Source organism: Cohnella suwonensis (assembly GCF_042655365.1).
Lineage (GTDB): Bacteria > Bacillota > Bacilli > Paenibacillales > Paenibacillaceae > Cohnella > Cohnella suwonensis.
Map to the genome: position 1 here is coordinate 86,500 of NZ_JBHSMH010000017.1, position 21,605 is coordinate 108,104.

Here is a 21,605-nt window from a genome sequence, read left to right on the forward strand (position 1 = left end):
CCTCTCTTTCTCTCTCCCTGTCGACCTTATCCGGCCGCTCTATCTCCTCTGCAGCGTCAACACCGCGATATCGTCCGACTGCGGCGCCCCGTCCGCGAACATGAACACGTGCATGAGCAACGCGTCGATCGTCTCCGCGCTGGACATGCCCGGCGTCATCTCGAGAAATTGCTGCAAGCGGGCGGGAGAATATTGCTCTTGGGCGGCATTCTCCGCTTCCGTGATGCCGTCCGTATAGAGAAGCAATCGGTCTCCGCGGCCCAGCGTCAGCTTGCCGTCGTGGTACACCGCGTCTTCCATCGCGGCCAGCGGCAAACTCTTTTTCAACTTCACCGGTTCGATCGTCCCGCTCGCCCTGACGACGTAAGGCGTGCAATGCCCGCCTTCGCTCATGACGACTTCGCCCGTCTTGCAATCGAAAATGCCGCACACGATCGTCGCGAACACGAGCGGATTGTCGCGCGCGAGCTCGTCGTTGACCATCGTCAGCAGCTCTCCGGGGGATACGCCGGGCTCCATTTTGCCTTTGATCAGCGTCAGCGTGACCGCCATGAACAACGCCGCTGGAATGCCTTTGTCGGAGACGTCCCCGAGCGCGAAGAACAGATGGTCGTCGTCGATTTTGAAGAAATTGTAGAAGTCGCCGCCGACTTCCTTGGCCGACTTCAGAAGCGCGCACACGTCGTAAGGCTCTTGCGACGACGGCATCGTCCTTGGCAAGAAACTCATCTGGATCGTGCCGGCGACCTGAAGCTCGCTCTCCAGCCGCTCCTTGATCGCCGTCGTATTGCGGAGCGCTTCGAGAGATTCCTCGGCTTGGGCGTATAGACGGGCGTTCTCGAGAGCGACGGCCATCGGCCGGGCGACGTTCTCGAGCAGCTGCCGGTCTTTTTTCGTGAAACCGGATTTTCCCGTCCTGTTAATGACTTGCAGCACGCCTTCGACGCGACCGCGGTTCAAGATCGGCACGGTAAGCAGATTGCGCGTCACGAAACCGGTGCGTTCCGCGACGCGGTTCGACCACCTCGAATCGCTCCCGGCGTCGTTGACGACGACGCTCTGGCCGGATCGCGCGACGTGACCGGCGATGCCTTCGCCCGGCTGCAGCCTGATTTCCCGCACCTGATCTCCTTTGTCGCCTTGCGCAAGCTCGAAAAACAACTCGTTCGTCGACGGATCGACGAGCAATACGGAAGCCGCTTCGACGGGTAGCACCCTTTTCGCCGTATTCATGATCAGTTCCATCTGTTCCCTGCGGTTCAGCGTGGAGTTCAACTGCATGCTGATATCGAACAACGCTTCCGACCTTCTGGCCCTGCCGCGTCCCCAGCCGTACATGGCCGCAAGCCCGAGCGCCGCTCCCGCGACAACTCCGCAGGCAAGCCCCGTCCACAGTCCGCCCATTCCGTTGCGCCTCCTTCCCTTGCTCGCCGTCCCGCGGCATCGATAGATTACGAGGACATTTTCCTAAGCGCCTCTTCCGCCGTCGCCGCCGTCTCGAGGATGCTCAGGAATCCGGACATCTCGAACACGTCCTGCACTTGGTCGCTCATCCCGGCGCAGATCATCCTGCCTTGCAGGCTGCGCACCTTCTTCGCCGCCACGAGAACGACCCGCAATCCCGCGCTGCTAATATAGGACATGTCCGAGAAATCGAACACGAACCGGGAACGGCCTTCGGCCGCCAACGCCGAGAACGCGGCCTCCGCCGCCTGGGCGTGATTGCCGTCCAGCCTGCCTTCTATGCACAAAACCGTCGCGCCGTCGCGTTCTGCCGTTACGATGTTCACTTTTGTTTCCTCCCGCATGACATAAGTAAATGTTACCTCTATAGCGTTTTGCGCAAAACGATTCGGTTGCCGGACTCGGTCCGTTCGTACGTCGCTTCGTTCATCATCCGCTTGACGAAAAAGATGCCGAGACCGCCGATCTCCCGCTCGTCGATGCCGAGACCGACGTCCGGATCGGCCGTCTCCAGCGGATTAAAGGGCACTCCTTCGTCCTCCAGGCACACTTCGACCGTTTGTTCGCGCGCGCGTACGGTTAGTCGGATGAATCGGCTGCCCGCTTCGCTGTCCGGGTAGCCGTACGAGATCGTGTTCGTGACGAGTTCTTCGCACGAAAGGGTCAAATCCCATTTCAGACGGTCGGGCCATCCGGAACGGACGCCGATCTCGTCGAAAAAAGCATGCAGCCGTTCCAGCTCGTCCAACCGGTTGGCCAGCTGCACGACGGCCACCTCCGTGCGGCCATTCCCTTGCTCCGTCACGCGCGCACCCCGCTCTCATTCGCCGAGTTTCGAGTCTTTTCTACTGGATTCATCATACCACACGGGCAGGAAACAATTGGAGCGAAATTTGGCGGATCGGCTCGCAAAAAGCCGCCCTCCCGACCTCGACGAGTCGGCAGAGCGGCTACGGATAACTTTATTTCCCGGGCGGTTTCGCGCGGCGGGTCGCTTCCGCTTCGAGCGGGTTGTCCGGCCAATAATGCTTCGGATACCGCCCTTTCAAGTCTTTGCGAACCTCGAAGTAGGCGTTGCTCCAGAAGCTGGCCAAATCCCGCGTCACCTGAACCGGACGCTGTGCGGGCGACAGCAGATGAAGCGTGAGCGGCACGCGGCCGCCCGCGATGCGCGGCGTCTCCGGCAGGCCGAACAGCTCTTGCAATCTGACGGCGACGGCCGGTGCGTCGATATCCGAATAGTCGATCGGAATGCGGGAGCCGGTCGGCACCGTCCAATGCGTCGGCGCGTCGGCGTCGAGCGACCGGCGTTGCTCCCAGGTGAGCAGGTTCTCCAGCAAATCCTTCATGTTCAACCGCTGAAGATCCCCTCGGCTCTTCATACTTTCGGCGTAACCGCCGAGCCACGATTCGAGCGAGGCAAGCAAAGCCGCGTCGGACAAGTCCGGCCACGTCTCGTCGTGTCGGCGCGCGAAGACGGTTCTCTCCTGCAGCTGTCTCGCGGCTTTCGTCCAAGGAAGAAGGTCGAGACCTTCCGTCCGTATGCCTTCCAGCAACGTCCGCAGCACGCGATCGGCCGGCGGCTTGTGCAGCGGCGTCTCTTCCAGCAGGATCGCGCCCAGCTTCTTCCGGACGCGGCCGCGCACGGACTTGGATTCGCCATCCCAATACAGATGGGTTTCCGCCGCGAGCTCCTCCGGCATGACCGCGGCAAGCCGATCGAAGATGACGGCGGCCGCGAGACGGATTCGGCTGTCCGCGCCGGCGTCGTCCACGTCGGCCGCGACGATCCACTCCTCATGAGCGAGAGGCTGGCCCGGACCGAACGCCGCTCCCCTGCCTCCGCTAAGCAAGTACTTGCCGTTGTCCCTCTTGCGGCCGATCCGGTCGGGATAAGCGAACGCGAGCAGCAGCCCGCAATCGTCGGGGGTTTCCGGCTTCTCGCCCCGATCGGCAGATTCGCCAAGCTCGCGCCGAGTTCGGCGCGTTTCTTCGGATAATCTCCGCCTGACGAAGTCGTCTACCGCGCTTGCGTAAGGGCCCTGCCCCCGCAACGCTTCCAACCGGACGCGAACGTCCGCGTTCGGCGCCTGGCCTGCGGAGGACCGGACGATGTCCCGCTCGCCGAGAAGCGGAGCGAGTTCGCACGCAAGATCGCCCAGGCCGATCGCTTGCGCGCGGATCAGCATGTGCGCGACGCGCGGATGCTTGCCGAGTTCGGCTATCCGTTTACCGTGCGGCGTCGCCGACTCCCCCTTCAGCGCGCCGAGCTGAACGAGCAGCTCCCGCGCCTGTTGAATCGCCGGAACGGGCGGCGCGTCGAGCCAGTCGAGTTCGGAAGGATCTCCCGCGCCCCATACGGCAAGCTCGAGCAGCAGCGGCGCCAAGTCCGCTTCGAGAATCTCGGGTACCGTCCTCGCCGCTAACCCGTCCTGCTCCTCCCGGCTCCAAAGCCGGTAACACGTCCCCGCCATGAGCCGGCCCGCCCGTCCGCGGCGTTGGTCGGCCGACGCCGTCGAGACGGCGATCGTCTCCAACCGGCTCATGCCCGTTCGCGGCGAGAACCGCGATACGCGCATAAGGCCGCTATCGATGACGACGGTCACGCCTTCGACCGTCAAGCTCGTCTCCGCGACCGACGTCGACAGCACGACTTTGCGCGATCCGTCCGTCAATGGCGCCAACGCCCGGTCTTGCGCTTCCGCGCTCATGCCTCCGTACAGGGTGCATATTTTCGCGTCGCTCCATGGCGTGCCGGCTAACTTCGACCGAAGCCTCCCTTCCGTCGAGCGGATTTCTCCGATTCCGGGCAGGAAGACGAGCACGTCTCCGTCATGGGCTCGCAACGCGTCTATAACGGCGTTCGACACGACCTCGTCCAAATACGCGCCGGCAGGCTTCGGCCGATAGACGGTTTCCACCGGGAAGCTTCGTCCCTCGCTCCTGATGATCGGGGCGTTCCCCAACAATCCCGCCACCGGTTCCGCTTCGATCGTCGCGCTCATGACGAGCAGCTTCAAATCTTCGCGAAGCAGCGCTTGCGCCTGCAAACACAGCGCCAATCCCAAATCCGCGTTCAGGCTTCTCTCATGAAACTCGTCGAAGATAACGAGCCCGATTCCTTCCAGCGCGGGGTCGGATTGCAGCATTCTCGTCAGGACGCCCTCGGTCACGACCTCGAGTCGCGTTCTCGGTCCGACCTTCGTATCCTGTTTTACGCGATAACCGACCGTCTCCCCGACCGATTCGCCGAGCGAGCGTGCCATAAAGTTCGCGGAGCTGCGCGCCGCAAGCCTTCTCGGCTCGAGCAGGATGATTTTTTGCCCGCGCAGCCACGTCTCGTCCAATACCGCCAGCGGCACCCGCGTCGTCTTACCCGCGCCGGGAGCGGCGACGAGCACGGCGCTCCGGGAAGCGGCTAGCGCCGTCTTCAGCTCCGGCAGCACGGAATCGATCGGCACTTTTTCCTTCGTCACGCGTCGTACTTCCTTTCGCGGCCGCCTTAGCAGCCCGTTCTATCTGCTAGACAGCTTAACACGGAGAAAAGCCGTCCCTCAACTGTTTCGCCCCAAGCAGGGCGAAACGAGTCGGGAACGGCTCGGCGTCCCAAGCCTTTATGCTCTTTGTCTGCGAGTCATCACGTCGAAAATAACGGCCGCAGCCAGCACGCCGCCGCGGATCATGTATTGATAGGAGATGCCGACGCCCATCAGGTTCATGCCGCTCGTCAGCGACGTCATGACGATCGCGCCGATGATGGACCCGGTCACTTTGCCGACGCCGCCAGCCGCGGATACGCCGCCGACGTATGCGGCCGCGATCGCGTCGAGCTCGAACAGCGTGCCTGCGGTCGTCGTCGCCGAATGCAAACGCGCCGTATACAAGATGCCGGAAAGCGCGGAGAGCAAGCCCATTGATCCGAAGACGACGTACGTGATTTTCTTGACGTTGATCCCGCTCAGATGGGCGGCCTCGGGGTTGCTGCCTACCGCGTAAATATGGCGCCCGAGCACGGTTTTGGTCGTCAGGAAGTGATAGACGAGAACGACCGCCAGCATAATGATCATCGTCCAAGAGAAGCCGTAATAACCGGCAAGAACCCAAGTGACATAAGCGATAATCGCGGATATGAACACGAGCTTCGTCGCGAAGATGCCATTGGAAACAACATCGAAGTTATACTTGATCTTGTTTTTCCGCTGCCTGATTTCGCTGAGAATGAAGAGAATAATGGCCACGCCGCCCAAAATCAGCGTTAGCAGGTGCAGGCCGCCGACTTCGGCGAGCGATGGAATATACCCGCTTCCGAGCGCATTAAAATTTTTGTCTTCCACGAGAATGGTGCCGGTTTTCTCCGTCACCTGCAACAGTGCGCCGCGGAAAATCAACATGGCCGCAAGGGATGACACGAATGCCGGAATCCCGATCGACGCGACGAGAACGCCGTTAAACATCCCGATCACGATGCCGAGCACGAGAATAACGGGAACGGTCACATAAATCGGCGAGCCCATCTCCGACATCATGATGGCGGCGATCGCTCCCATGAAGCCTGCCGCGAAGCCGACGGACAAATCGATATGCCGGATGACGATGACGAGCGTCATGCCGACGGCCAAGACGGCGATATACCCGGTCTGATCCAGCAAGTTGCTAATGTTGCGCGAGGACATGAACAGGCCGTCCGTCAGAAACCAGAACGTGATCATAATGACGAATAAGGCAATGTACATGCCGTATTCGCGAATATTGCCTTTCAACTGCGTTTTCGCTTCTTGAAGGAAAGACGCCGGCGCGCCTCCGATCGCATTTTTTTTCAGCTTCGGATTCGCTTCATTGTACAGAGACATAGGTGTTCCTCCTGACATCGGGAGCTTGGCGGCCAAACTCTCTTCTACTGCGTTGCGTAATGCATGATTTTTTCCTGCGTCGCTTCTTCGATCGGAAGCTCGCCTTTGATTCTGCCTTCGGCCATGACGTAGACGCGATCGCTCATCCCGAGCACTTCGCCGAGTTCAGAAGAGATCATGATGATACTCATGCCTTTCCGAATCAGCTCGTTCATGATCGTATAAATCTCGAACTTGGCGCCGACGTCGATGCCGCGCGTCGGCTCGTCCAGAATGAGCAGCTTCGGACCGACGAACAGCCATTTGCCGAGCGAAACCTTTTGTTGGTTACCTCCGCTCAGCTTGCCGACGATTTGTTCGATGGACGGCGCTTTGACGTATAATGATTCCTTGTATTGGTTGGCGACCTTGACTTCCTCGTTGTCGTTGATGACACCGCGCGCGGAGATGCCGCCCAGATTGGCTGCCGAGATGTTGCTTTTGATATCCTGGATCAAAAACAAGCCGTCTCCCTTGCGATCTTCCGTTACATAGGCGATGCCGGCCGCGATCGCTTCGCTCGTATGCTTGAACGACGCCGGCTCACCGTCTACCCACAAATCGCCTTGCAGTTTATATGCTTTCGGGTTGCCGAAGATGCTGAGCGCAAGCTCCGTCCGTCCCGAGCCCATTAAGCCGGCGATCCCGACGATTTCGCCTTGTTTCACGTGCAAATCGACGTTTTTCACGACCTGCCTGCCAAGCTGCGGATCGTACGCGGACCACCCGTTCACTTCGAGAATTTTGTCGCCGAACGTTTTATTCGCTCTTTTCGGATAAATATCGTCGATCTCCCGACCGACCATGTTTTTAATGATGTCGTTTTCGGTAATTTCGCCTTTGGAGGCGTCAAGCGTGCAAATGGTATGGCCGTCCCGGAGCACGGTCGCTTTGTCCGCGATCGAGATGACTTCTTTGAGTTTGTGGGAAATCATGATACAAGTGATGCCTTGCTTCTTCAGCTCCCGCAGCAGGATCAGCAGGTTTTCGCTGTCGTTCTCGTTCAACGCGGCGGTCGGTTCGTCCAGGATGAGCAGCTTGACGTGCTTGCTGAGCGCCTTGGCGATTTCGACGAGTTGCTGCTTGCCGACGCCTAAATCCTTGATCAACGTCTCGGGGTTAACGTCCAGCTTTACTTTTTGCAGCATTTGCTTCGCCTGCAGGATCGTCTGGTTCCAGTCGACGATCAGTCCGCGTTTCACTTCGTTGCCCGCGTAGATGTTCTCATACACGGTGAGGTCCGGAAACAAGGCCAATTCCTGATAAATGATCGCTATGCCGGCTTTAACGCTGTCGCTGATGTGATGGAACTGCTGGACTTTTCCCTCGAAGACGATATCGCCTTTGTAGGAGCCCGCGGGATGCACGCCGCTGAGCACTTTCATGAGCGTGCTTTTTCCGGCCCCGTTCTCGCCGACCAAACAATGAATCTCGCCTTTTTTAACTTTGAAATTCACGTCGGCGAGCGCTTTGACGCCCGTAAATTCCTTGGAAATACGGTTCATTTCCAAAATGTATTCGCTCATCGGTTCACTCTCCTAAAATCGGAATAGCGATAGACGAATCTATCACTATTCCGCCGAAGCTATGAATTACAGGTTTTTGAAATCGGATGCCGGGTAGTAGCCCGATTCGACGATTTCTTTTTTGACGTTGTCTTTGTCGATGGTGATAACCGGCGTTTGCTTCGCTTTAACATCGATTTTCTGGTTGTTGTAAGTGCCTGTCGTTGTGATGTCTTTGCCGTCGAGAAGATCTACGGCCATGCCCATCGCGTCTTTGACGAGCGTACGAACGTCTTTGAACACCGTCATCGATTGCTTGCCGTCGATGATGTATTGGATAGAAGATTTATCCGCGTCTTGACCCGTGATGACGAAGCTCTTAATCGCTTTGTCAGCAGCGAAGACGTCGGAGATCGCTACGGAGGTTCCGTCGTTCGGAGCCAATACCGCGACATCGCCTTTCATTTCGGCTGGTGCTGCCGTCAGGTGCGTTTCGGACAAGTTTTTCGCGGTGTCCGGAGCCCAGTCCGTCGTGATTTGGCCGATGATTTTCGCCATTTTTTCGCGATCCGCCGGCAATTGGAACTCAGCAGTGCCTTTCGCGGCTTCCGCTTCGCTGGAGTTCGCGATTTTGAACGTGCCGTCCGCGATTTTCGGTTGAAGCACTTTCCATGCGCCTTGGAAGAACAAGAACGCGTTGTTATCGGATGCAGCGCCTGCGTACAGGTACAGCGGTTGGCCCGGGCCTTTCGCATGGTCAACGAGGTATTGCGCTTGCGCCGCGCCTACGGAGACGCTATCGAACGTGACGTAGTAGTCGACCGCGTCCGTTTTCGTAATGAGACGGTCGTAAGAGATGACTTTGATTTTTTCTTTTTTGGCCAATTCTACGGCAGCGCTGGCTGCGTCGCCGTCGACCGGGCAGATGATCAATACATCGATGCCTTTGTTAATCAGCGTTTCTACGTTTTGCTTCTCTTTATCGGACGATTTTTGGCTGAACAAAATTTCCGCCGTATACTTCGACTTCGAATCCTCCAGGTAGTCTTTAAACCGTTGTTCGTCTTGTACCCACCGATTTTCGTCTTTCGTCGGCAGGACGATACCGATGCTCAGTTTGTCTTTGTCGCCGTTTTTACTGCACGCTGCGACAAGCGCCGCGAACACCATGATCACGAGCAGAAGCGCGATCGATTTGAAGCTTTTTTTCATTTTTATTACCCCTCTCGAATTGGTTGCGGTAATGGCATTGATGACTGGCAAGACCAACTATATCACCGGCCAAGCTCTATGAAAGCGCTATACAATAGCATTCTTTTACGACCGCCTATACTTTTTTAAGCTTTGAGAGCCGGCTCGCGGGAGAAGACGCCGTTTAGCGGTGCGAAAAGACGTTACTTTGGCGGAATCGGGAACTCCGATTTATCCGGTTCCGTACTTTCGCGCAAAATAAAAAACCTTCGGCGGGAGCCGGAGGTTTTAGGAGCAATCGCTATTTCTTCGCGTTCTTGTACACGTCCTCCCGCGAGTGGAAGCCGTCCGCGATGATCGTCTTGTCTATGTTGCTATAGTCCACGGCGACAGGCGGGAGAAGGACGGAGGGCACTTCGATTTTACCGTTATTCACCTTTCTGTCGGCATCCACGTTCTCGCCCTTCGCCAGCTTTACCGCAAGCTCGGCCGCCTTCTCCGCCAGTAGCTTGATCGGTTTGTACACCGTCATCGTCTGCGACCCGACGACGATCCGCTGCGCGCCCGCCAAATCCGCGTCCTGGCCCGCGACCGGCAGTTTGCCCGCCAGTCCATGCGCTTCAAGAACATGGATGGCGCCCCCCGCGGTCGCGTCGTTCGCGGAGATGACCGCATCGATCTTGTCGCCGTTTGCTTTCAACGCCTCTTCCATGTTGGCGATCGCGTTGGCGGGCGCCCAATCTTTCGTCCATTGATCGTACACGATGGTAATGTCGCCTTTGTCGATCAAAGGTTGCAGCACTCTGTATACGCCTTTTTTGATCAAATGGGCATTGTTGTCCGTATCCGCACCGCCGATATACACGTACTTGCCCTTCGGCACCAAGCCCGTGATCGCTTTCGCTTGGAGTTCGCCGACCTTCTCGTTATCGAACGACACGTAAAGGTCGATATCGGCGTTCTTGATCAAGCGGTCGTAGGCGATCACCTTTATTCCCGCGGAATGCGCCTTCTTGACGATCGCGCCGACGGATTCGGCGTTATGCGGGATGAGCACGAGAATATCGATGCCTTGGCTAATCATCGTCTCGGCTTGCAGGATTTGCTTCGCGTCGTCGCCGTTTGCCGATTCAATAATGACATCGGCTCCCAACTCTTCCACTGCGATTTTAAAAAGGTCCCTGTCCTTCAGCCAACGTTCTTCCTGAAACGAATCCATGGAAAAACCGACTTTGATTTTGCGACCCCCGCCGGCGACCGATTGCTCCTCGCCGGCATGCGGGCTCGGTTCCGGATTCTGCGTCGCCGATCCTATCGTCGCCGGTGCCGGAGCCGGGTTCGTCGTACCGTTTCCTGCGCATCCGGAAAAGACGAATGCCATCGCCAGCGCAAACATGACGACCCTCGATTGCCTGAAACTCGTCATCATTAGCTTCTCTTCCTTTCCTCGTCCGGTTGGCCCTTCTTGCCGTGAAGCGTTTTCCGGTATTCCGTCGGGGAGGAGTCGCACGTTTTTTTGAACACTTTGCTGAAATAATTCGGATCGTGATAGCCGACTTCGAACGTGATTTCCTTTAAGCTTCGTTCGGGATCGGCCATCAGCTTCTTCGCTTTCTCGATGCGGCATTCGGTCAGGAAATCGATGTAGTTGACGCCGAGCTGTTCCTTGAACATTTTGCTGATATAGAACGGGCTTAGCCCGACCCGCTTGCCGATTGCGTCGAGCGAAATGTCCTCGTGGGAATGCTCGATGATATATTGTTTGATCTGCTGGATCGTATCGGGCTCTATCCGGTCGTGATGCTCCGCGAACGCTTGGTGCATCCGGTCGAGCAGCAAACCGGTCTCCGAGCGAAGCTGACGGTAATCCTGCGATTGGAAAGAGTACAGCGGGGATTCCGTCTCGACCCCCATCTCGAGCAACGCCCGCGCCGCGATCCAGAGCAACTCCATCACGCGCTGTTGCGCTTGCAGCAAATCGGCTCCCTCGTACTCGAAACGGCGGATGAAATCCATCGCTTCCGTACGAATATGGCCCCACTGACCGAGCCGGATCCTGTCGAACAGCTGCTTTTCCAACTGCTTGGCCTGATTGCCGCCCGCGGCTGCGTCCAACACCGGGGTATCCGCGTAGAAACGATATTTGACAGGCAGCGTCGGATCCATGGATGCGATAAGCGCTTCCTGATAGGATTGCCGGATTTGGTCGAGCGACCCGCAAGCATTACCGATGCCGACGAACCAGCCGATTCCCGTATCCGACTTGGCGACGGACAGAATTTCTCTCGCGATGGACACCGCTTGGGCGCGGAACGTTCGATCCGGATCGCGGAACGCGATGATCGGAATCTGTCTGCCGTATAACGCGCCGACCCACCCGCTCCCCGTCAAGCGAACCTTTTCCTTCACCGCGGGATAGACGTGCTCGGAGCCTTGCGGAAGCAGTACGATCATCGCGAACTTCTCGTTCGTCGTCTTCACGTCGAGCAAGCCGACCAACTCGTCCAGATGCACTTCGTGAACGTGGTCGAACAGCAATTGCGTGACGACGTCCGTCTCGACGACCGTTAACACTTTCCGCAACGCTTCGCTTTCCTTCTCCCTTCGGACGCGCGACTGCTTCTCTTCTTCGATCTGGGCGAGCGCCTTGCCGACCGTCGCCACGATCTCGCTCGCTTTGCTCGGCTTCAGCAAATAGTCCTTGACCCCGAGCTTGATCGCTTTGCGCGCGTATTCGAAAGTATCGTACGCCGTAACCATGATGAACTTGATATCCGGATGTTCCGCGCCGATCGTCTCGACCGCCTCGATACCGTTCATGCCTGGCATCTTGATATCCATGAGAATCAAATCGGGCCGGAACTCGTCGGCCATCTGCACAGCGATTTTTCCGTTCTTCGCTTGCTCGATGACCAGGTCGGGGAAGCCTTTCCTCAGTATCGCCTGCAACCCTTCCCGCTCGATCTGCTCGTCATCCACGATCAGGAGCTTTATCAACTTTCTCGACCGCCCTTATTTTCGGTATTTTCAACGTAACCTTCGTGCCGCCGGTACCGCTTTCGATCTCGATAATGTCGTCCAGCCCGTAAAACAGCCGAAGCCGCCTGACGACGTTGCTGAAGCCGATGCCCGTCGAATGTCCTTCGGTCTCGACGACGTGCTCCTCCAAGATTTGCTTGATCTTGAGTTCGGCCATGCCCGGTCCGTCGTCTTCGATCTCGACCGACACCCGCTCCTCGCCGTCAATGATACGGAATGTCAGCGAGCCCCCGTCTTCCATCGGCTCGATCGCGTGAATGACAGCGTTCTCAACGATCGGCTGAAGCGTAAGCCCCGGAATTTGAACTTGCAGGCAAGTTTCGTCGACGTCCGCATGAAACCGCAGACGATCGGTGAAACGGGCTTTCTGGATTTCCATGTACTGCTTCAGCACTTTGACTTCCTCGTACAGCGTCACGGAGCGGTCCAACCGCTTCAGGTTGTACCGCAGCAGTCCGGCGACGCTGGCGAGCAGATCGCTCGTCTCTTCGGAGCCTTCCAGATAAGCTTTCTTGGACAGCGTGTCCAGCGTGTTGAACAGAAAGTGCGGATTGATCTGGCTTTGCAGGCTGCGAAGCTGGCTCTCTTGCAAAAGAAGCTTGCTCTGCTGAAGCTCGTTCTCGAGCTGCGCCTTCTGCTGGATTTCCGAAATCAGATTGTTGATGTTGATGCGCATCCGGTCGAACATCTTGGCGAGAAACGAAATCTCGTCGTTCGATTCGACTTCGATCCGCAGGTCGAACCGGCCCCGTGATAGCTCCTTGGCCGCCTGGGTCAGCTTCTGTACCGGCCTCGTGATGCTGAGCGTGAACATGTACGTGAAGAGGATAAGCAGGAACGTAATGAGCAGCAACAGCCATATGCCCATTTTCTTCAAATCAGACGACTGCTCGATAATGCCGCGGTAGAACCGATCGTACGTCTTCAGCTCCGTATCGAGCAACGTAAGCGTCATGTCGGAGATGTACTTGGATATGCGCGTCGCCTCGGAGAACGCCTTGTCCGAGTCCTCCGTCTCCTTCTCCGATAGGAACATGAGCGAGCGGTCCGTCGTCTCGACGAGGCTGTCGATCAGGTTCATATAGTTCGTCAGCGCGAAGTCGTTATCGGAGTTCCTCAGATCGATGACCTCGAGTCTCGCTTTCCTTATCTGCTCCTTGCTCCCGTCGAGCTGCGCCAGATTGGACTGGTTCGGGGCGAGCAAGTATTTTTTAAGCGCCGTGATCGTCATCTGACTCGCGCTCGTCACTTCGTTCATCCGCAAGTAACGCTGCAAAATATCGTTGTATTGATCCTGCGTTTTCTGGTTGTAATACGTGAGGGTAATCCAGATCGCCGCCATGATGAACAAGACGACCGCCGCCAGCGTCCAAATTTTCTTCTGAATGCTGTTCATCGCGCTTCATCGCCTTTCAGCATCCGGATGTCGGTAAGGTAACCGTCCGTATCGAGAGGAACGGTCTGGCCGCTTAGCCACTTGATCATCAGGCTTACGCTGATTTCCCCCATCGTCTCGGGAGATTGCTCGATCATACCGTCCAGTTTGCCCTGCTTCAGTAAATTCAACGTATCCGGACTATCGTCGAACGAATAAATGTCGTAAGGCTCCACTCGGGAGCGTCTGCCGATTTCCTGGATCATCGCCCCGGCGAGGTTCGCGTTGACGGCGATGAACGCGTCCACATTCGGCAAGCGGTTCATCAAGTTCTGCGTCGTCGAGATGACTTGCTCTCTCGTGTCCAACGTTTCCGCGTATTCCGTGCGTACGTCCGGATATTGCTTCAGCACGTCGTCGATACCGTTCAGCCGCTGCTTCTGGTAATATTCCGCCCGGCTGTCTCCGAGGAGAATGACGGTGCCGGACTTGCCCATATCGGCGATCAATTGCCTGGCGATCAACTGCCCCGCCCGGAATTGGTCGGAACCGACGTACGTTCTCCGGAGGCTTTCCGCCATCGGAACGTCGTTCGCCACGGTGATAATCGGAATGCCGTAGAATGCCGCTTTGATTTTCGTTAAGTTCTTGAAGTCGTCCGTATCCAATCCCTGAACGATGATGCCGTCCACCTTGGAATCGATGGCGATCTCGATTTTCTTCAGGAAATCTTCTTGGTTTTTGTTGTAGCTTCCCCATACCTCGATTCTCGCGCCGTTGTTCCGCGCTTCTTCGATCGCGCCGTAGCCGACCTTGTCCCAGAACGGCGTCTCGAGCTCCTGCGTGATCAGCACGAGCCGGTATTTCGCCTGATTCTCGGCCGACGTGCGCGGAAACTGCCAATCGGACCGGAACACCTTGTCGGCCGACATGAACGTAAAATAAAACAAAACGACGCAAGCGAAGCCGAGTACGAGGATGACCGTTTTTCGCAAAGGGGCTGTCTCCGTTTCCCTGATAAGCTATTTCCATCATATCATCGGTTCGCGAATGTTCAACATGATTAAGGGACGGACGGCGGCCGTATTTCTTGAAAAATCCCCCTTGAGCGCGCGCTCGCGGCCGGAAGCCGCAAGCGCGTTCTCAAGTGGGATAATCGGACGTCCGAGGTTAAGAGGCTTCCTCCGGCGACGTCAGCACGATCTTGCCTTCCGCCAGCTCCAGCTTCACTTTGTTCGAGTCTTTCACGCCGATCGATTCGAGGTACGCGGCCGGTACTTGCAGCCGGCCCGCCTTGTCGAGAACCGCGTATTCGACGTGGGAATCCTCCTCCGCTTGCTCGATGCCGCGCTCGATTTCCGCGAGTTCTTCCGCGTACGACTTGCGCCGCAACATTTCCGAGGAGATTTTGCCGTCGCGGATCGCGACGACGCGGTCGACCTTCTTCGCGAGCAACGGATCGTGCGTGACGATGACGACCGTAATGCCGATCGTCCGGTTCAGTTCCCGGAACAGGTCTAGAATCTGGTCGGCCATCTTCGAGTCCACGGAACCGGTCGGTTCGTCCGCGAGAAGAAGCTTCGGATGGTTCGCGAGCGCGATCGCGATGGCGACGCGTTGCTGCTCGCCGCCGGACAGTTGATGAAGCTTGTTGTTCTTCCGATGGCCGAGGCCGACCGCCTCGAGCAGCTCGATCGCGCGAAGCCGCCTGCGGCGGCCCTTGAGCAGAATCGGCAGCTCGACGTTCTCGAGCGCGGTCAAGTAAGGAATCAAGTTGCGCGCGTTATTCTGCCAGACGAAGCCGACGCTCTCCCTCTTGTACCGGACGAGATCCCGCTCGCTCATCTTCAGCATGTTCTTGCCGTCGATCTCGAGCGTACCCGCGGACGGACGGTCCAACCCGCCGAGCATGTTCAGCAAGGTCGACTTGCCGCTTCCGCTATTGCCGATTATCGCCATCAGCTCGCCCGTCTCGATTTGAAGATCGAGGCCTTGCAACGCGAACACCTCGAGATCGGCGGCTTTGTAGATTTTGACCAAACCTTCGCAATGGATCATCGGTTAATCCTCCCCCAGCTTGAGCGCTTGATGAACGCGGATTCGGGAGAGCATGAAAGACAGGATGCCGAGCCCGAGCGCCATCATGACGAAGACGACGGCGTACAGACGGATGAAATCGATCGCCGCGAAAACGACTTTGAACGGGGGAACGAGACTGCTCGGATTAAAGGCGATCTGGAAGTTCGGCACGAACAGCTCGCTGGCGAAGTTGCCTATGAGCACGCCGATCAGTATCGCGACGCCCGACGTCAGCAGCTGCTCGAGCGCGAGCATGCCGATCAATTGCCGGAGCGACAAGCCGATCGCCCTCATGATTCCGTTCTGAAGCGTGCGTCCTTTCAGCGACAAAATCCAATAGAGCAGGAAGCCGACGAAGCTGATCAGGATCGAGATAATGAACCCGAGCGTGAGCACGCCGTTAAGCGCGAGCATGAACGGATCGTTCTTTGCCTTGATCAAATCTTCCTTCGTATTGATCATGCTCGTAATCGGAAGCTCGAGCTTCTCGATGTTCTCGTAGAGAGCGGCCGTTGACGAGCCCGGCTTCATTTTCAGCCAAACCTGGTAAGGCTCGAGCGCGAGCTGGAACTGGATCCGGCTCAGATTGCCGACGATCAGCATCGGCGCGTTCGATTTGCTCTCATCGTCCGACGCGTCGACGGAACCTAACGGAGGGTTAGGGTTAAACGTCGGGAAGTACTCGATGATGCCGAAGACGACGAACGATTGCGAGTCGATGCCGTCCCAGCCGACATTGATCGTATCGCCCACCTTCACCTGACGTTGGTCCGCCATCGATTTCGAGATGAGCACGGCTCTCGGATCCGCCGCCATCAAATTCAAATATTCGTAATACGGGTAGTCGAGCAAATGATTCGGAAGCCAAGCGGTCAGTCCGAATTCGTCCGAATCGATGCCGATGAGCGTTGCCGTGCCCGTCTGAGATCCGGCGCCGAAAAACGCCTTCTGCTTGATGAACACTTTGGCCGCTTGCTCGACGCCTTCCAGCTTCGTGAACGGATCGAAGGACGGCTCGAGATAATGGATGACCTTCGGCGCCGGCGTCGCGCTCTCCGAAGGCGCTCCCGGCGCGGGAGGCGGCGGCGCGTCGTTCATCCATCGGGATTGCAGCACGAAATCCGCCCCGTGGCTATAACGGATCCGTTCCTCCGTATTGTTGTTGAGCGTGCGCGCCGCTCCCGCGCTGAAGACGCCGATCGCGATCGTCATGATGAGAAAGACCATCAGAAATTGATATTGGCTGTTGGAGCGCCCGACTTGAATGAGCGTGGCGTACAAGGACGGCGGCCACCACTTGCGGCCAGCCCAGTAGACGAGCTTGAGCGCGTAAGGATATAACCGAAGCAGGAGCAGCCCGCCCCCCACGACGAACAAAGCCGGCATCACGAACTGGAGAGGATCGATCGTCAAATCGTCCGTATTCAATCCTAAGCTTTTCATATCCTTGAGCCGCTTGTCGAACGTATACAGCCCATAGATGGATACCGCCAAGCACAGGACGTCGAGAAACGCCTTATGCCAGAAGGGCATCCGCTGCGAGCGCGCCAGCTGGCGCTTGTGGTCGACGATGGACACGCGGGTCGCCAGCAACACCGGAATGAGCGTCATGACGAACGCGGTCAACGCCGCGACGCCGCCGTACAAGTAAGCGTCCTCGTTGAGGCGGACGGTCATGCTGGAGCGTTGGACGAATTCGAGGAACCCGTTGGACGCTCCCAATACTTTCGTCAGGCCGAGGCCGATGAAAGGCCCGAGAAGCCAAGCGCCCCCGCATAACAGCACCCCTTCGGCGGCGAACGACAGAACGATCTGGAGCCTCGAAGCCCCGCGGCTTCTCAAGATGGCGATCTCGTTCTTCTGCCTGTCTACGATCAAGTTCGACACCATGAACATGTAGAAGCCGAGCATGATCAGCACCGGAACGTTCAGCGACCACATGAGTTTGTTCAGCTGTTTGGATCGTTCGAAATACTTATTGATCGTGTCGAGCGCGGGGACGTTGAATTCCGTCTGGAACGTGACGACCTTGCTTTTCGCTTTGTTGCGGATCGCCTTGTCCGTGTCGATGAAGTCGTCGACGTTGCCGATGTTCATCTTCGCGTAATCGAGCACGAAAAACCATCCGCTGCCCGTCACCGGCACTTTGTTGCCGCGGGTGAACTCGCTGTCGAACAAGCCCGCGTCGACGACGAACACGTTATTCAAGTCGGCGAGGTTGGCGCTGCGGAAATACGGATCGTCGTCGCTTTTCTTGCTGAAGGTACCGACGGGCTTGATCGTGACGGTGCCTTTGATCTTATCGTCCTTGAGCGTGAACTCCTGGCCGAGCACGATCTTGAAGCTGCTCAACGCTTGCGAAGTGAGAAGCACTTCATATACGCCGTTTACCGCCGTCTTCGACGGCAGTCTCCCGTCTTCGATCTTGATGTGCTTATCTAGATCGCTAAAGGAGCGAAGCGTGGCGGTCGTGTTTTTCTTGATCGCCTGCGAGCCTTTGGCAACCAGTTGCACCGACTTGGTCCGCCGCTCCTTGACGAGCTCCAGCGTCGGAATGCCGAAAGACGGCTTGGCGCTGCGCTCCATATACGCGTCCATGTCGTTGATGATCCGGGTGCGCTTGTCGGGCGCTTCGTTATAGAAGCCCATCAACGCCCAATGCGAACCCGGATAAATGTTCTTCTCCGCCTGGAACGTCTCCAAGTCTTTGACGAGCATGCGGGACAGAATCGCTTCCGAGTAGATCGGCATCGTGCCCACGAGCGCCACCGTCATCAGAATCCCGAAAAACATGCTCGAGACGAGCCATTTATTTTGAACCATTTTACGGATAATCATGACGAATAAGGCCACTTCCAAAGCCTCCCTAACTGAAGGAATACAATAAGTGCGTGTTGAACTACCTTTAACGATTTATTGAAGGACGATCGTTTGGTCTTCCTGCAAGCCGCTCAGAATCTCGACTTCCGTCGGTCCGGCGAGTCCCGGTTCGACGTCGACTTCGCGGAGGCGTTTGCCGTCTTCGAGGATGCGCACGAAATTGCGTCCCAAGTACGACCGCAGCCCGCTGCGCGGAATTTTGACGACGCCGTCCCGTTTTTCCGTAATGATTTTGACGTCGGCGATCGATCCGATTTCCGTATTCTTCGGCAGTTTCGGCACTTCGATGAACAAGGTCGTCGCGTATTTCTCGGCCAGTTGCTTGTTCAACGTCTCCGGAGACGAAGACGGCGTTTGCACGACTTTGCCGACGACCGTTTCCTTATTCAGCGTAATGTCGGCGTTCACGCCGACTTGAACGTCCTTCAGCGCCTGCGGGTCGTCCACGCGGAGCGCGATGCGAAGCAGGGTCGGATCGGCGACGATGACGATCGTCTGGTACGCCTCCACGAAATCGCCTTCCTTGAGCGTTTCGGCGAACACGACTTCCCCGTCAATGCCGGATACGAGTTGCTTGCTGCCGAATTGCTTGGCTAACCGGTCGTATTTGCTTTGTTCGATTTCGAGCTGCAAACCGGCGATCTTGAGAAGCGCTTCGTCGCCGTCCCGCGCTTGACGATAGGCGTATTTGGCGCGTTCGAGGGACAACTGCTGCTCCTTAAGCTGAATATCCAAGCCGTCGAGAATCAACTGCACGAGCACGTCGCCCTTCTTGACCTGATCGCCCGACTTCACGAGAATCTTGTCGATCCTGCCTCCCTGACCCGTGAATTGGGACACGTCCGTATGTACGGATTCGAAAGTACCGCTGCCGTTGATCGCCTTCACGATCGATCCTTTGGTCGCTGTCGCCGTCGAATAGTTTTCTTGCGCGGGCTTGACGAGCGGCGGCTTCAGCGTCTCTTCCTCCTTCGGAAGAAACGAGCAGCCCGCCAGCGTTCCGCCCAGTATGATCGTTAATCCTAGCGCTGCGGCTTGTTTAAGCGTGCGTGACAATTTGTCCATCCTCCAGTTCGTATACTTGATCGACGATCTCCATAATGGCGGGATCGTGGGTGGTCAACGCGATCGTAATGCCGCTGCGTTCCACGAGATCCCGAAACACCTTGATAATATGCAAACCGGTGCGGCTGTCGAGCTCCGCCGTCGGTTCGTCGGCCAGAATCAGCTTCGGCTTATGGGCGATCGCCCTCGCGATGGCGGTTCTTTGCTGTTCGCCGCCGGACATCTCGAACGGACGGTGATGCATGCGGGGCTTAAGCCCGACCAGATCCAAGGCGCGAATGGCCGCGGCCTTGCGCTCCGACGCGGGCACGCCGGCGATTCGAAGAACGAACTCGACGTTCTCGTAAGCGGACATGAGCGGGATGAGGGCGAACGATTGGAAAATAAGGCCCATTTCGGTCCGCCTGACTTGATCCCGTTCTTTATTCGAGAGCGCTGTCAATTCCTTGCCGTCGAAAACGATTCTCCCTTCCGTCGGGCGGTCCAACGCGCTGAGCAAGTTGATCAACGTCGTTTTCCCGGAGCCCGACCTGCCTTTGAAGGCGACGAGCTTGCCTGCGGGCAGCTCGATGTCTACCCCCTTGAGGACGGTGACGGAACCCGTTCCTTTGCCGAACACCCGCTTAATGCCGCTTGCTTGGATGATCTGCCGTTGCGGCGTCTTCGACGCTTCGGCGCTTTCTTCGGACAAAACCGTCATTTCTGTTCGTTTCCCCTTTCCTGACGCAAAGGCAGTGTAAAGTTGAGGCCTCCGGCTTCCGGCCCGGCGACGGATTGCCGGTCGACCAGCATGGGGCTGACCGCGTCCCTTCTCCCGGGTTCTCCGTTGAGCAGCTCCAACATCATGAACGCGGCGCGTTCCCCGATCGTCTCCTGCCGATGGCGAATCGTCGTAAGCGGAGGCGACGTATAGGCGGTGAAAGGGTCGCCGTCGTATCCGACGACGGATACGCGTCCCGGTACCGCGATACCCTGGTGGGCGAAACTCATCATCGCCCCCATCGCCATCAAGTCGTTCGCGCAGAAGATCGCGGTCATGCCGGGATTCGATCGCAACAGTCCGATCGCAGCTTCCGCGCCGCTCGCTCCGGAAAAATTACCGACCGCGACATTCTCGGGCCGATACTCGATTCCCGCCTCGGCGAGCGCTTCGCAAAATCCCGCGTAGCGTTCCTTGCAAATCCGTAATTGCGGAGGTCCGTTAATGTAGCCGATGTTCCGGTGCCCTTCCGCCGCCAGCTTGCGTCCGGCCAAGCGTCCGCCTTCCCGGTCGTCCGAGATGACCGAGGACATCCGCGGGCCGACGACGTCTTCGAAGTTCACGCAAGGGACCCGCAGTTGCAATGCCTCTTGCACGATCGGATGCGATTCGGAGAAAGCCGGGAATAACACGACCCCTTCCAGGCTTCGCGAGCCGACGCATTCGGTCAGCCGCCGGGGCGGGTAATTCAGGAACGGAACGGAGAAGAACATCGCGTCCCTTCCGTAATTCCTAAGCGCATGCTGCAAGGGCGAGAACATCTCGACGAAACCCGAGCTCGCCTCGAATTCGAATTGCGGCACGAACAAGCCGATCAGCTGGCTGCTCTTGCCGACGAGCTGCTTCGCGCCGTAGTGCGGCACGTAGCCGATCGCGGCGGCCATGTCTTGCACCTGCTTACGCGTCAACGGATTAATGCCCCGCACGCCGTTGAGCGCGCGCGATACGGTGCTCGGCGACAGGTCGAGCGCCTTGGCGATCGCCTTGATTCCGCTCTCTGGCCGAGACTGCGGACGATGGTTCACGGAGGATCACGATCGGGATACAATCTCAGCGCCATGCTGTCTCCTTTCCGGAATAAAAGAACGGCTCCGACGGTTATGCAAACGTTTGCAACTATACGATTAATACTATAAAACGCAGAGTAAATTATTGTCAATTTTATTTTGTGAAAACCATATATCCAAGACGGGATTCGTAAATATGACGGAGGGGGGACGCGGAGCGCGATGGAGCAGTGAATGGAGAACGGTGGATGCGGGGCACGGGAATGCGGGGCACGGGAATGCGGAGTCGGAAGGGGCGGTACGGTTCGGGGGCACAGGAATGCTGAGTCGGATGGGGCGGTACGGTACGGG

16 protein-coding genes are annotated in these 21,605 nt (G+C 57.5%); all 16 read right to left on the reverse strand.

Annotation, left to right across the window (positions count from 1 at the left end):
- Positions 1-39: 39 nt before the first annotated feature.
- The 16 genes from ACFPPD_RS08030 to ACFPPD_RS08105 all read right to left on the reverse strand — a co-directional run bounded on the left by ACFPPD_RS08030 (position 40) and on the right by ACFPPD_RS08105 (position 21,272).
- Positions 40-1,404 (reverse strand): PP2C family protein-serine/threonine phosphatase, encoded by a 1,365-nt coding sequence (locus tag ACFPPD_RS08030; protein WP_209744773.1) that lies wholly within the window; start codon positions 1,402-1,404, stop codon positions 40-42.
- Between the two features lie 47 nt (positions 1,405-1,451).
- Entirely contained in the window at positions 1,452-1,790 is a 339-nt protein-coding gene (locus tag ACFPPD_RS08035) for an STAS domain-containing protein (RefSeq protein WP_209744770.1), read from the reverse strand.
- Between the two features lie 38 nt (positions 1,791-1,828).
- The gene (locus tag ACFPPD_RS08040) at positions 1,829-2,269 is read right to left on the reverse strand and encodes an ATP-binding protein (RefSeq protein ID WP_209744767.1); all 441 of its coding nucleotides are present in this window, start codon (positions 2,267-2,269) and stop codon (positions 1,829-1,831) included.
- Positions 2,270-2,426: 157 nt separating this feature from the next.
- A complete protein-coding gene (gene hrpB / locus ACFPPD_RS08045) occupies positions 2,427-4,940 on the reverse strand; it encodes an ATP-dependent helicase HrpB (RefSeq protein ID WP_209744764.1) in 2,514 nt (837 codons plus the stop codon).
- 138 nt (positions 4,941-5,078) lie between these two features.
- On the reverse strand, positions 5,079-6,197 hold the full coding sequence (locus ACFPPD_RS08050; RefSeq protein WP_378081800.1) for a sugar ABC transporter permease: 1,119 nt from the start codon (positions 6,195-6,197) through the stop codon (positions 5,079-5,081).
- Positions 6,198-6,358: 161 nt separating this feature from the next.
- The gene (locus ACFPPD_RS08055) at positions 6,359-7,879 is read right to left on the reverse strand and encodes an ATP-binding cassette domain-containing protein (RefSeq protein WP_209744758.1); all 1,521 of its coding nucleotides are present in this window, start codon (positions 7,877-7,879) and stop codon (positions 6,359-6,361) included.
- Between the two features lie 66 nt (positions 7,880-7,945).
- Positions 7,946-9,070 carry a sugar ABC transporter substrate-binding protein gene (locus tag ACFPPD_RS08060; RefSeq protein ID WP_209744755.1) on the reverse strand — a complete coding sequence of 375 codons (1,125 nt, stop codon included), beginning with the start codon at positions 9,068-9,070 and terminating at the stop codon, positions 7,946-7,948.
- A gap of 280 nt (positions 9,071-9,350) precedes the next feature.
- Complete coding sequence (gene xylF, locus ACFPPD_RS08065) at positions 9,351-10,478, reverse strand: D-xylose ABC transporter substrate-binding protein (protein ID WP_209744752.1); 1,128 nt, start codon at positions 10,476-10,478, stop codon at positions 9,351-9,353.
- Positions 10,478-12,046 (reverse strand): response regulator, encoded by a 1,569-nt coding sequence (locus ACFPPD_RS08070; protein WP_209744749.1) that lies wholly within the window; start codon positions 12,044-12,046, stop codon positions 10,478-10,480. Before ACFPPD_RS08070 ends, xylF begins: the two co-directional genes overlap by 1 nt.
- Positions 12,021-13,484 (reverse strand): sensor histidine kinase, encoded by a 1,464-nt coding sequence (locus ACFPPD_RS08075; protein ID WP_209744746.1) that lies wholly within the window; start codon positions 13,482-13,484, stop codon positions 12,021-12,023. The genes ACFPPD_RS08070 and ACFPPD_RS08075 overlap by 26 nt, the downstream gene beginning before the upstream one ends.
- Positions 13,481-14,458 carry a sugar ABC transporter substrate-binding protein gene (locus ACFPPD_RS08080; protein WP_209744743.1) on the reverse strand — a complete coding sequence of 326 codons (978 nt, stop codon included), beginning with the start codon at positions 14,456-14,458 and terminating at the stop codon, positions 13,481-13,483. The genes ACFPPD_RS08075 and ACFPPD_RS08080 overlap by 4 nt, the downstream gene beginning before the upstream one ends.
- A 175-nt stretch (positions 14,459-14,633) precedes the next feature.
- Positions 14,634-15,521 (reverse strand): ABC transporter ATP-binding protein, encoded by an 888-nt coding sequence (locus ACFPPD_RS08085; protein WP_209744740.1) that lies wholly within the window; start codon positions 15,519-15,521, stop codon positions 14,634-14,636.
- A gap of 3 nt (positions 15,522-15,524) precedes the next feature.
- Entirely contained in the window at positions 15,525-18,395 is a 2,871-nt protein-coding gene (locus ACFPPD_RS08090; RefSeq protein ID WP_209744738.1) for an ABC transporter permease, read from the reverse strand.
- A gap of 60 nt (positions 18,396-18,455) precedes the next feature.
- Positions 18,456-19,487 carry an efflux RND transporter periplasmic adaptor subunit gene (locus ACFPPD_RS08095; protein WP_209744735.1) on the reverse strand — a complete coding sequence of 344 codons (1,032 nt, stop codon included), beginning with the start codon at positions 19,485-19,487 and terminating at the stop codon, positions 18,456-18,458.
- Positions 19,462-20,187 carry an ABC transporter ATP-binding protein gene (locus ACFPPD_RS08100; RefSeq protein ID WP_209744732.1) on the reverse strand — a complete coding sequence of 242 codons (726 nt, stop codon included), beginning with the start codon at positions 20,185-20,187 and terminating at the stop codon, positions 19,462-19,464. Before ACFPPD_RS08100 ends, ACFPPD_RS08095 begins: the two co-directional genes overlap by 26 nt.
- Positions 20,184-21,272, reverse strand: coding sequence for a LacI family DNA-binding transcriptional regulator (locus tag ACFPPD_RS08105; RefSeq protein ID WP_378081794.1), 1,089 nt, complete (start codon positions 21,270-21,272; stop codon positions 20,184-20,186). The genes ACFPPD_RS08100 and ACFPPD_RS08105 overlap by 4 nt, the downstream gene beginning before the upstream one ends.
- Positions 21,273-21,605 lie beyond the last annotated feature (333 nt).

Coding starts and splice junctions, on each gene's coding strand:
- ACFPPD_RS08055 (WP_209744758.1), bottom strand. CDS start 7,879: ATGAGCGAATACATTTTGGAAATGAACCGTATTTCCAAGGAATTTACG.
- ACFPPD_RS08095 (WP_209744735.1), bottom strand. CDS start 19,487: ATGGACAAATTGTCACGCACGCTTAAACAAGCCGCAGCGCTAGGATTA.
- ACFPPD_RS08050 (WP_378081800.1), bottom strand. CDS start 6,197: ATGTACATTGCCTTATTCGTCATTATGATCACGTTCTGGTTTCTGACG.
- ACFPPD_RS08100 (WP_209744732.1), bottom strand. CDS start 20,187: ATGACGGTTTTGTCCGAAGAAAGCGCCGAAGCGTCGAAGACGCCGCAA.
- ACFPPD_RS08030 (WP_209744773.1), bottom strand. CDS start 1,404: ATGGGCGGACTGTGGACGGGGCTTGCCTGCGGAGTTGTCGCGGGAGCG.
- ACFPPD_RS08085 (WP_209744740.1), bottom strand. CDS start 15,521: ATGATCCATTGCGAAGGTTTGGTCAAAATCTACAAAGCCGCCGATCTC.
- xylF (WP_209744752.1), bottom strand. CDS start 10,478: ATGATGACGAGTTTCAGGCAATCGAGGGTCGTCATGTTTGCGCTGGCG.
- ACFPPD_RS08075 (WP_209744746.1), bottom strand. CDS start 13,484: ATGAACAGCATTCAGAAGAAAATTTGGACGCTGGCGGCGGTCGTCTTG.
- ACFPPD_RS08060 (WP_209744755.1), bottom strand. CDS start 9,070: ATGAAAAAAAGCTTCAAATCGATCGCGCTTCTGCTCGTGATCATGGTG.